Raw genomic sequence first — 11399 nt, 5'->3', positions numbered from 1 at the left:
TCGCGCCGCCATTCACATAACGAGGATCTGTGGGCCAATCCTGTGTGGGAGCGGGCTTGTCCCGCGAACCAGGGCGAAGCCCTGGCCATACACCTGTGTTGCCTGGGCCGGCCCTTTCGCGGGACAAGCCCGCTCCCACAGGGTGTTCAGGTCAGCTCGAACAACCCGGCCGCCCCCATCCCGCCGCCGATGCACATCGCCACCACCACATAGCGCACCCCGCGCCGACGCCCTTCGAGCAGCGCATGCCCAACCATCCGCGCCCCCGACATGCCAAACGGGTGCCCAATGGCAATCGCCCCGCCATTCACATTCAACCGGTCAGCCGGAATCTCCAGGGCATCACGGCAATGCAGCACCTGGCAGGCAAACGCCTCGTTGATCTCCCACAACCCGATATCCGCCACCGTCAGCCCGAACCGCTTGAGCAGCCTGGGCACCGCCAGCACCGGCCCGATCCCCATCTCCTGCGGCGCGCAGCCTGCCACGGCAATGCCGCGGTAGATGCCCAATGGCGTCAACCCACGCCGCTTCGCTTCGGCGCGGCTCATCAACAGGCTGGCGGAGGCTCCGTCGGAAAACTGCGAGGCATTGCCCGCCGTGACGAACGCGCCCTCGCCGATCCACTTGCCGTCCTTCCACACCGGTTTCAGCGCGGCCAGGTCTTCCAGCCGGGTACCCGGTCGGTTGCACTCGTCGCGGTCGACCCGCACCCGCTGGTGCCCGGCAGCCTGGCCTTCCTTGTCGAACAGCAGCTTGTCGACCTCCAGCGCCACCAGCTCCTCGTCGAACAGGCCATCGCGCTGCGCCGCTGCCGTGCGCAACTGGCTTTGCAGCGCGTACTCGTCCTGCGCGGCGCGGCTGATGCCATAGCGGCGGGAAACGATCTCGGCGGTTTCCAGCATCGGGATGTACGCGTCCGGCATCACCTCCAGCACCGCCTGGGATTGCGCACGGTAGGTGTTCTTGTGCTTGGTCTGGGTCAGTGACAGCGACTCCACCCCGCCGCCAATGGCGATATTCAGCTCGCCACTGACGATGCCCTTGGCCGCCAGGCCGATGCTCATCAGGCCCGAGGCGCACATGCGGTCCACCGCCATGCCCGGCACACTGTGGGGCAAGCCGCCGGTGTAGGCGCACAGGCGGCCGATGTTGTAGGCCTGGGTGCCCTGCTGCACCGCAGCGCCCATGATCACATCGTCGATGGCCTCGGCTTCCACCCCGGCCCGCTCGACCACGGCCCGCACCACATGCCCGCCCAGCACGGGCGCTTCGGTATCGTTGAACGACCCACGGAACGACTTGGCCAGCGCGGTACGGGCGGTGGCGACGATAACGGCTTCATTCATGTCCATGACAGGCTCACTCGGCAACAGGGTTGAAGGTGTAACGGCTGATGGTGTCGACCACGCAGCCCGGGCGCGTTTCGCCCTCGATCTCGACCGTGACGCGCACCACCAGCTGCACACTGTCGCCCAGCGGTTCGGCACGCAAGATCTGGCCCCGGCCACGCACCCGCGAACCGACCCGTACCGGTGCCGGGAAGCGCACCCTGTCCGAGCCGTAGTTCACGCCCATGGCCAGGTTGTCGATCACCAGCAGTTGCGGCAGGAACAGGTTGACCAGCGACTGGGTCAGGTAGCCGTGGGCGATGCAGGCACCGAACGGCCCACCGGCGGCACGCTGCGGGTCGACGTGGATCCACTGGTAGTCACCGGTGGCCTCGGCGAACAGGTCGATGCGCTGCTGGCTGATGCTCAGCCACTCGCTGCAGCCAAGGTCAGTGCCCTCGGCGGCTAGCAAGGCCGCGGCACTGTTGAAGGTATGGCTCATGGCAGTCTCCTCAGGCTTGCTGCGAACTGACCGACAGCACTTCGCCGACCATGTAGGAGGCGTAGTCGCTGGCCAGGAACATCATCACGTTGGCCACTTCCCAGACTTCAGCGGCGCGGCCGAAGGCTTCGCGGCTGGCCAGGTTCGCCAACAGCGCTTCGCTGGAGGCCTTCTTGAGAAAGTCGTGCAAGGCGATGGAGGGCGACACGGCGTTGATGCGCACACCAAACTCGGCGGCTTCCAGGGCGCTGCAGCGGGTCAGCGCCATCACCCCGGCCTTGGCCGCGGCGTAATGCGCCTGCTCCTTCTGCGCCCGCCAGCCCAGCACCGAGGCGTTGTTGACGATCGCCCCGGTGCCGCGCCGCTGCATGTGCGGCAGCATGGCGCGGGTCATGCGGAAGGTGCCGGTCAGGGTCACGTCGAGCACCCGGGTCCATTCCTCGTCGGTCATCTCGACCACCGCCTTCTGGCCGCCCAGTCCCGCGTTGTTGATCAGCACATCGACGCCGCCAAGCAGGCCCTCGGCGCGGTCGACCAGGGCCTGCACATCAGCCTCGACGGTCACATCGCACAACTGCCCATGAATGGCCTGCAGGCCGGTTTCGGCCTTGAGCCGATCCACCGCCTCTTCCAGGCGACGGGGATGCACATCGGAAACCATCAAGGCACGGCAGCCTTCCTCGGCGCTGCGCCGGGCCGCCGCGTAACCGATTCCGGCCCCCGCAGCGGCAGTAATCAATACGGACTTGCCGGCCAGCAACTGGTGGCCGGGTACATAGGCTGGGGCTTGTTTCACCTGGGGTTCTCCTCAAGATCGGTAATGGGCAAGGGGCGGTTTCAGCTGCCCCAGACCTTCTGTGGCGCCGGGGCCTGGGCCAGCAGCTGCTCGATCACCGGGCCGATTTCCTGCACCTGCCAACGGCTGCCCTTGTCCTCGGTGGTGCCGGTGCGCCAGCCATCGGCCAGCGATATCCGGCCCCCCTGGCTTTCGAACACCTGCCCGGTCACCTGGCCCGACGCCTCGCTGCCCAGCCACACCACCAGCGGCGCGACGTTTTCCGGCGCCCAGGCATCGAAGCTGCCGTCATCCGGCGCCTTGACCACATCGGGCATGGCGCTTTCGGTCATCGCGGTGCGCGCGGCCGGGGCCAGGGCATTGGCGGTAACCCCGTAACGGGCCAGTTCCGTCGCTTGCACCAGGGTCAGCGCGGCAATGCCGCCCTTGGCCGCGGAGTAGTTGGACTGGCCGACCGAGCCCTGCAAACCGGCCCCGGAACTGGTATTGATGATGCGCCCGGCCACCGGTGTGCCCGCCTTGGCCAGGTCACGCCAGCGCCGGCCGAGGATGTTGGCCAGGCAGTAGTGCCCCTTCAGGTGCACGCGCATCACCAGGTCCCAGTCCTCTTCGGTCAGGCTGATGAACATGCGGTCGCGCAGCATGCCGGCGTTGTTGACCAGCACATGCACCTCGCCGAACGCCTCCAGTGCGGCATCGACAATGCGCTGGGCACTGTCGAGGGTGGTGATGTCGTCGCTGTTGGCGATGGCCTGGCCACCGCTGGCACGGATCTCGCCGGCCACGTCCTGCGCGGCCTCGGCGCGGATGTCATTGACCACCACCCGCGCGCCCTCGGCGGCGAACGCCTGCGCATAGGCACGCCCCAGCCCGCCGCCGGCACCGGTGATGATCACCGTGCGGCCTTCACATATCGCCATGTCTGACTCCTTTGAATGCTTGCTTGAAAGGTGCGCGCTACAGGCGCTCGATGATCGTCACGTTGGCCTGGCCGCCGCCCTCGCACATGGTCTGCAGGCCGTAGCGCCCGCCGCTGCACTCCAGCTCGTTGAGCAGCGTGGTGGTCAGCCGCGTGCCGGTGGCCCCCAGCGGGTGGCCAAGGGCGATGGCACCGCCGTTGACGTTGGTGCGCGCCGGGTCGTAGTCCAGCTCCTTGCTCCAGGCCATGACCACCGAAGCGAAGGCTTCGTTGATCTCCACCCGGTCGATGTCGGCCATGCGCAGCCCGCTGCGCTGCAGCGCGCGGCGCGTTGCGGCGATGGGCGCGGTGAGGTGCCAGATCGGGTCGTCGCCCAGCACCGTCAGGTGATGGATGCGCGCCCTGGGGGTCAGGTCGTAGCGCTTGAGCGCAGCCTCCGACACCACCAGCAGCGCCGCCGAGGCATCGCAGGTCTGGCTCGACACGGCGGCGGTGATCGACGGGAACTGCGGGTCGACAGGCTGCAGCTCGGCCATTTTCGCCAGCGTCGTCTGGCGCGGCGTTTCATCAACGTGCAGGCCATGGCAGGCGACGATCTCGCGGGCAAAGCGCCCGCTGTCGATGGCCGCCAGCGCGCGCCGATGGCTTTCCAGGGCGAACGCCTCCATCTGCTCGCGGCTGATCTGCCAGTGCTCGGCAATCCGCTGGGCCGCATAGAACTGGTTGACCGGCTGCGCACCGAAGCGCTGTCGCCAGCCCTCGCTGCCGGAAAACGGGTCGGCGAAGCCCAACGGCTGCCCCGCCAGCATCGCCGAGGAAATCGGAATGCGCGTCATGGTCTGCACGCCGCCCACGGCGATCACGTCCTGGGTGCCGCTCATCACCGCCTGGGCGGCAAAATGCAGCGCCTGCTGCGACGAGCCACACTGCCGGTCGACGGTAGTGCCCGGTACCGACAGCGGCAACCCGGCGGCGAGCCAGCTGGTGCGGGCGATGTCGCCGGCCTGGGCGCCGATGGTGTCGACGCAGCCAAAGATCACGTCGTCGTAGTCCTCCGCCGGGATGACGTTGCGCGTCACCAGCGCCTTGAGCACATGCGCGCCCAGGTCGATGGCATGGACCTCGGCCAACGCGCCCTTGCGCTTGCCCGTGGGGCTGCGCAACGCGTCGACGATATAAGCCTCAGGCATGGTTCACTCCTCGAAGGTATGCCCCGGCCCCAGCCGGGCGCCGTCGGCGAACAGGTAGGCGCCGACACGGGATTTGTGGAAACCGCGGTCACCCCAGGACGCATCCAGCGCCCAGGCCCGCTTCATGAACATCTGCAAGTCGACCTCCCAGGTGTACCCCATCGCGCCGTGCACCTGGATGCCCTTGCGCGCGGCCAGCCAGCTGGCCTCGCAGCAGGCCAGGCGGGCCTGCGACACCCACAGCGAGGCGCCTGGCTGACCTTGGGCCAGGCCGTGGGCGGCGCGGTACAGCACCGGCTTGGCCTGCTCGATCTGCCGCGCCACATCGGCCAGGTGGTGCTTGACCGCCTGGAAGCTGCCGATCGGCTTGCCGAACTGCTTGCGCTGGGCCACGTAGTCCACCGACAGGTCGAGCATGCGCTGGGCCAGGCCCAGCAGTTGCCCGGCCACCGACAGCGCGCCACGGTCCAGCAGTTGCGCCTGCAGGCGGCGGCCCTGCTCGCCGCTGGCCAGCAGCGTGGCCGGGGTCGGGTGCCAGCTGACCGCGCCGAGGCGCCGCGAGGCATCGATGCTGGGTTGCGCCTGCACATCCACGGCCGCGCGCGGCACCAGGTGCAGGTCGTCGCCGTCAGGCAGAATCAGCACCTCGGCCAGTTGGGCATCACTGACCAGCGGGTTGATCGGGTGGTTGATCGCCAGGCGCAGGCTGCCTTCGGCGATGCGCGGCAGCAGTTCGCCGCGGGCCGGGTGCTGCGCATCGAGCCCGGCCAGCAGGCCGGCGGCCACGTAGGCGGTGTCGGCCAGCGAATCGGGGATGGCGTAGTAGCCCAGCTCCTGGGTCATCAGGGCCCAGGCCACATCGTCCATGCCCAGCCCGCCCTCGGCCTCGGGCACCGACAGCGCGGTGAGGCCCTGGGCGGCAATGCGGTTGCGCAGGTCCGGCGAGCGCCCGGCGTCGGTTTCCCAGATTTCCCGGAGCATTTCCGGCGCCGCTTCGGTCATCAGGAACCGGCTGATGGCTTCGCGAAACGACAACTGGTCATCGGTAAAGGTGAAGTCCATGGCCTGTTCCTTACTTGGGCAGGCCGAGCATGCGCTCGGCGATGATGTTGCGCTGAATCTCGTTGGTGCCGGCATAGATCGGCCCGGACTGGGCGAACAGGAAACCGTCCAGCCAGCCCGCCGCGTCGCCGCCCGCTGCCGCGCTGGTCAGCAGCTCGGCACGCGCGCCCAGCAGGCGCATGGCGGTTTCGTGCATCTTCAGGTCGAGCTCCGACCAGATGATCTTGTTGATGCTCGACTCGGCACCGATCTGCTCGCCGCGGCCCAGCCGGCCGACGGTGTGGTAGGCCGACAAGGCGTAGGCCTCGGCGCCCATCCAGCAGTCGAGCACCGCATCGCCCAGCGCCGGGTCGCGTTCTGCGGCCTGCGGGCTGGCCTTGAACAGCTCCACCAGCTTGCGCGCGGTGTGCTGGAAGCGTGCCGGCGAGCGCAGCAACAGCCCGCGCTCGAAACCGGCGGTGGCCATCGCCACGTGCCAGCCCTGCCCTTCGGCGCCGATGCGGTTGGCCACCGGCACCCTGACGTCGTCGAAGAACACTTCGGCGAAGGCGTCCTTGCCGTTGAGCGCCTTGATCGGGCGAATCGTCACCCCCGGCGCGTCCAGCGGCACCATCAGGAACGACAGGCCATGGTGGCGAGTGGAGCCAGGCTCGCTGCGGAACAGGCCGAACAGCCAGTCGGCGAAGATCGCCCGGGTCGACCAGGTCTTCTGGCCGTTGAGCACATAGTGGTCACCGTCGAGCAGCGCCTTGCTGGAGATCGCCGCCATGTCGGAGCCGGCATTGGGCTCTGACCAGCCTTGCGCCCACATGTCCAGGCTGGCGGCCATGCGCGGCAGGAACCTGCGCTTCTGCTCGGCGGTGCCGAACTCCATCAGGGTCGGGCCGAGCAGCAGCTGGCCGTTCTGGTTGACCCGCATCGGCGCCCCGGCGCCGTAGTATTCCTCTTCGAAAATCAGCCATTCGGTGAGGTCGCAGCCGCGCCCGCCCAGGTCGGCCGGCCACATCACCATCGACCAGCGGCTTTCGAACAGCTTGGCCTCCCAGGCACGGTGCTGCTCGAAGCCCTCGCGGGTGTCGTAGCTGGCCAGCGGCTCGCGCGGCAGGTTGTGCGCAAGCCAGGCGCGCACTTCGGCGCGGAAGGCTTGCTGTTTGGGGGTGTAGGTCAGTTGCATGGCGCTCCCCTCAGAACTTCACGTCGCGTTTTTCGACGAACGCCCGGCGGGTTTCTGCCGAGTCCGGGCTGGTGTAGGCCTGCAGGGTGAAGCCCTGCTCCCAGCGGTATTTGTCTTCCAGGTTGCCGTCCTCGATGCCGTTCAAGGCTTCCTTGGCCAGGCGGATCATGGCCGGGCTCTTGGCGGCGATGCGGGCGGCGATTTCAAGCGCGGTTTCGCGCAGTTGCGCCTTGGGCACCACCCGCTCGATGAAGCCGTAGGCCTGGGCCTCCTGCGCGCCGATGCTGGCGCCGGTGAAGAACAGGTAACGCACCTTCTGCACCGGGAACAGGCGCTGCAGGTGCGCGCCGCCGCCCATGGCGCCACGGTCGACCTCGGGCAAGGCGAAGGTCGCGCAGTCGGCGGCGACGACGATGTCGGCCGCGCCGGTGATGCCGATGCCACCGCCGAGCACGAAGCCATGCACCGCGACGATCACCGGCACCGGGCTGCGGTGCACGGCCTTGAAGGTCTCGTAGTTGCCCGCGTTGACCGCGACGATGCGCTCGGGATAGGCGTCCAGCTCCTTGATGTCGACGCCGGCGCAGAACCCGCGCCCCTCGGCACGGATCACGATCACCCGCACCTCGGGGTTGGCGCCCAGGGCGTTGATCTGCGCCGCCAGGGCAAGCCATTGCTGGCTGTCCAGGGCGTTGACCGGGGGTTTGTCGATCACCAGTTCGGCAATGCCCTGGTCGATCTGGGTGGTAAAGGCCGGGTTCATGAACGTTCTCCACTTAGGGCCAATCGGTCGTTGATAGCTGCCGGGTTCTGTTCCGGGCAGCGTGCAAGCAAGGCGTCCAGGCACTGCGTGGCCTCGGCGGCGATGCCTTCGATCACCTCGCGGCAGCTCAACACTTCGCCGATGGCCGCCGCCACCTGGCCGCTGGGCAGAATCCCGTCGTCCGGCAGGCCGTCGACCATCGAGCGCTGCAGCAGCACCGGCTGGTTGGCGGCCATGACCACCTGGGACAGGGCCGCAGGGTCTTCCCGCAGGGCGCGCAGGAACACCGCGCCCATGTGCGCCAGGCTCATGCCGGTCTGCTGTTTCCAGTGCCAGGCACTGCCCAGGGCGATGCGCAGGCGGCCGAACGGCCCGGCCTGCTCCAGGCGGTTGATGAAGCGGTTCTCGATCATGCGGTGGCGCATGCCGTCCACGGCGGTGGTGACCCGTACCTGCTGCGGGTCGTTGACCTTCAGGTAGCGCGCCAGGGTGGCCTGCGGCGTGGGCGATTCACGGGTCATCAGGAACCGCGTGCCCATGGCGATACCGCTCCCACCGGCCGCCAGTACCGCCGCCAGGCCGCGCCCGGTGGAGTGCCCGCCGGCAGCGATCACCGGCACGCGCACCGCCGCCAGCACCTGCGGCAGCAGGATCGTCCCCGGCACACCGCCGGTGTGGCCGCCGCCCTCGCCGGCTTGCAGGGTGATCAGGTCGGCACCCAGTTCCTGGGCCTTGAGCGCATGCTTGAGGGCACCGACGGTGGGAATGCACAGCACGCCGGCCGCCTTGAAGCGGGCAATGGTCTGCGCATCCGGCCCGCGCCCGTAACTGACGGCGCGCAGGCGATAACGGATGGCCAGGTCGACGCACTGCGCCGCGTTGTCCTGGAACATGTGGAAGTTGAGGCCGAAGTTGCTGCCGCCGGTGGCATCGATCACCTTGCGCACTTCGCCTTCCAGCGCATCGGCGGCGATGGTCGCCCCGGCCAGGAAACCGAAGCCGCCGGCCTGGGTGGTCGCGGTCACCAGCCTGGCGTCGGAGACCCAGCCCATGGCCGTCTGCACGATCGGGTAGCGGCAGCCCAGCGCCTCGGTCAGCGGCGTGTTCATCCAGCGGCTCACGAACGGCCCCCTTCAGGCTGCGCCGCCTGCTTGTTGGCCTGGGCCATGCCCTTGGCATCGAAACCGCCGAGCTTGTCGCCGGACAGCAGTTCGTTGTGGGCATGGGCGAAGTGGTGCCAGGCGAACGCCGCGTCCATGGCCGTGCGCTTGCCCTGCAGGTCTTCGACGTGGTTGATCGCCTGCTTGGTGAGCGCCAGGCCCATGCGCGGCTGGCGGGCGATGTTGGCGGCCAGTGCATAGGTGGCGGCCTCCAGCTGGTCGCGGGGCAGCACGCGGTTGACCATGCCCATCTGGTAGGCACGCTCGGCGCTCATGCGCTCGCCACAGAACAGGAACTCCTTGGCGATGCGTGGGTGCAGCTCATAGGGGTGGGCGAAGTACTCGACCCCCGGAATGCCCATGCGCACCACCGGGTCCTGGAAGAACGCATCGTCGCTGGCGACGATCAGGTCGCACACCCAGGCCAGCATCAGCCCACCCGCCACGCAGGCCCCATGCACCATGGCGATGGTCGGCTTGGGCAGCTCGCGCCAGCGCCGGCACATGCCCAGGTACACCTCCTGCTCACGGGCATACAGCTGCTCGCCACCGGGCTTGTTGGTGTGGTCCCACCACAGGTGCGCGCGCTCGAACGGTTTGTCGATGTCGCGCCCCGGGGTGCCGATGTCGTGGCCGGCGGAAAAGTGCCGGCCGTTGCCGCGCAGCACGATGACCTTGACGCTGTCGTCGTCGACCGCCTGGCGCAACGCGGCGTCCAGGGCGTAGGTCATCTGCGAGTTCTGCGCGTTGTTGAAGCCTGGGCGGTTGAGGGTGACCGTGGCGATGCCGTCGGCCACCGCGTACAGCACCGGCTGTTGGGTTTCATAGACCGCGTTGTCTTCGCGGCTGACGAACTGGCTGTCGCTGCTGTGCATGGTCGCCTCCTCAGGCCGGGCGGATGCCGGGCGGGTTGCCCTTGATGGCCGTGGCGCGCAGGCCATGGGGGTCCAGGCGACGAATGAGTGCCAGTTGCTCGGCAGTGGGGAGCGCGGTTTCACGCAGCTGCGCCGACTTGAGCAACGGGAAGCCGGTCTTGTCCTGCACTTCGTCGAAACTCACCCCAGGGTGCAGGGTGCGCACCTGCACGGCGCGCTGCGGGCCCTCGAAGTCCAGGGTGCAGAGGTCGGTGATGACCTGGCGGATGTCCATCAGGTCACGGCGGGCACCTTCCGGCCAGCGTTCGGCCTTGAAGCCCACGCCCGAGACCATGTCCACCTCGCCACTGACGAACACGCGGGTGTTGTGGTTGGGCACGAAGAACGAGTTGATGTGGTTGATGCTGTTGCCCGGCAGCCCGCGCACGCCGAGCATGGCGGCCTTGGGCTTGTGGTAGTCGCCGACGCAGGACAGGTTGGTCTGGCCCCAGCGGTCGATCTGGGTCGGCCCGATCATCGCGTGGCGACGGCCGCCCCAGACGCACTCGAACACCCGCTCGAACGACAGGTAGCCGCTGTAGCGCGCCACATGGTCGCCGCGCGGCCCCAGGGGCAGCGGCTCTTCGACCAGAAATGCCTCGCTGTCGGTCATCAGCAGTTCCGGGCTGTGGCTGAGCTTGGCCAGGCTCGCGCCCAGGCGCGGAATCACGCCCAGGCCCGAGGCGATGACCTCGCCGTTGCCGCGCCAGGCTTCGGAGGCGGCCACGATCATCAGCTCGGCCAGGGTGAAATCACAGGTAGCAGACATGCTTGGACTCCTCAGAACACAGGTAAGGGCAAGGCGCCCATGCGCGCGGCACCGCCGTTTTGCGCTTGATAGGCCTGCTCGCCGCCGGCCACACAGGCCTCGACGTACTGCTGCCAGCCGTTTTCCTCCTGGGCGCTGGCGACGTAGCGCTTGAGGTGGTCCAGGTCCCAGCCGTAGTCCGACGGGCACGAAGTCGGGTGCGCGCCCAGCGGGGCATGCACCACGCCCGTGACCAGGTAGCGCTCGAAGGTGTTGGCGCGCGCCTGCTCGGCAGTCAGCGACAGGCGCTCGTGCAAACGCTCGCAGGAGACGAAGCACTGCTGGGCGGCGCGGGCGAACAGATGGTCGAAGTACGGGTCGGGGCCGGTCACCAGGCAGTTGCCCAGGCGGTCGGCGTCGTTGACGTGGAGGAAGGCCACATCCAGGTTCAGCGCCGGCATGGCCAGCAGCACCTCGCCGTCGTCATAGGGCGAACGCACGGTCTCGAGCGTTGGGTTGAGGCGCGTCACGTCGGTGGCCAGGCCGCAACGGGTGGGCAGGAACGGCAAGCGCATGCCCGCCGCCCGCAGCCCCCACTGGAACATGCCCTCGTCCAGCTCCATCAGCTCCATCTCGCCGGCTTCGCGGGCCTTGCGGTAATAAGGTTCGAGGGGGATGGCGTCGAGGGTGACGAAGCCGAACACCAGCTTGCGCACCTTGCCGGCGGCGCACAGCATGCCCACCTCGGGGCCGCCATAGGCGACCACGGTCAGGTCCTTGACCGGCGAGCGCAGGATCTCGCGCACGATCGCCATCGGCTTTTTTTTTTTTTTTTTTTTT

12 protein-coding genes are annotated in these 11399 nt (G+C 68.3%); all 12 read right to left on the bottom strand.

Features of this window, described 5'->3' with window-relative positions; translation table 11 throughout:
* Positions 1-146: 146 nt before the first annotated feature.
* Positions 147-1355, bottom strand: coding sequence for an acetyl-CoA C-acyltransferase (locus PMI38_RS13075; protein ID WP_008094678.1), 1209 nt, complete (start codon positions 1353-1355; stop codon positions 147-149).
* Between the two features lie 7 nt (positions 1356-1362).
* Entirely contained in the window at positions 1363-1833 is a 471-nt protein-coding gene (locus PMI38_RS13070; RefSeq protein ID WP_008094676.1) for a MaoC family dehydratase, read from the bottom strand.
* A 10-nt stretch (positions 1834-1843) separates the two neighbouring features.
* Positions 1844-2629: an SDR family oxidoreductase gene (locus PMI38_RS13065; RefSeq protein ID WP_008094674.1), complete on the bottom strand. Its 786-nt coding sequence runs from the start codon at positions 2627-2629 to the stop codon at positions 1844-1846.
* A 41-nt stretch (positions 2630-2670) separates the two neighbouring features.
* Entirely contained in the window at positions 2671-3549 is an 879-nt protein-coding gene (locus PMI38_RS13060) for an SDR family oxidoreductase (RefSeq protein WP_008094672.1), read from the bottom strand.
* Between the two features lie 37 nt (positions 3550-3586).
* Positions 3587-4738: an acetyl-CoA C-acetyltransferase gene (locus PMI38_RS13055; RefSeq protein WP_008094670.1), complete on the bottom strand. Its 1152-nt coding sequence runs from the start codon at positions 4736-4738 to the stop codon at positions 3587-3589.
* A 3-nt stretch (positions 4739-4741) separates the two neighbouring features.
* Complete coding sequence (locus PMI38_RS13050; RefSeq protein WP_008094668.1) at positions 4742-5800, bottom strand: acyl-CoA dehydrogenase family protein; 1059 nt, start codon at positions 5798-5800, stop codon at positions 4742-4744.
* 10 nt (positions 5801-5810) lie between these two features.
* The gene (locus tag PMI38_RS13045) at positions 5811-6974 is read right to left on the bottom strand and encodes an acyl-CoA dehydrogenase family protein (protein ID WP_008094666.1); all 1164 of its coding nucleotides are present in this window, start codon (positions 6972-6974) and stop codon (positions 5811-5813) included.
* Between the two features lie 10 nt (positions 6975-6984).
* Positions 6985-7737, bottom strand: coding sequence for an enoyl-CoA hydratase family protein (locus PMI38_RS13040; RefSeq protein ID WP_008094663.1), 753 nt, complete (start codon positions 7735-7737; stop codon positions 6985-6987).
* Positions 7734-8858 (bottom strand): NAD(P)H-dependent flavin oxidoreductase, encoded by a 1125-nt coding sequence (locus PMI38_RS13035; RefSeq protein WP_043273561.1) that lies wholly within the window; start codon positions 8856-8858, stop codon positions 7734-7736. Before PMI38_RS13035 ends, PMI38_RS13040 begins: the two co-directional genes overlap by 4 nt.
* Complete coding sequence (locus PMI38_RS13030; protein ID WP_008094661.1) at positions 8855-9772, bottom strand: enoyl-CoA hydratase; 918 nt, start codon at positions 9770-9772, stop codon at positions 8855-8857. Before PMI38_RS13030 ends, PMI38_RS13035 begins: the two co-directional genes overlap by 4 nt.
* A 10-nt stretch (positions 9773-9782) precedes the next feature.
* Positions 9783-10580, bottom strand: a complete 798-nt coding sequence (locus PMI38_RS13025; RefSeq protein WP_008094660.1) for a CoA-transferase subunit beta — start codon at positions 10578-10580, stop codon at positions 9783-9785.
* Positions 10581-10591: 11 nt separating this feature from the next.
* Positions 10592-11399, bottom strand: an 808-nt coding sequence (locus PMI38_RS13020) for a CoA transferase subunit A (RefSeq protein WP_008094659.1), incomplete at its 5' end; no start/stop codon positions are given.

Origin of the sequence: Pseudomonas sp. GM84 (assembly GCF_000282535.1) — a bacterium.
Classification (GTDB): Bacteria; Pseudomonadota; Gammaproteobacteria; order Pseudomonadales; family Pseudomonadaceae; genus Aquipseudomonas.
Note: the sequence above shows the minus strand (reverse complement) of the source record. Positions and strands in the feature narration are given on the sequence as shown.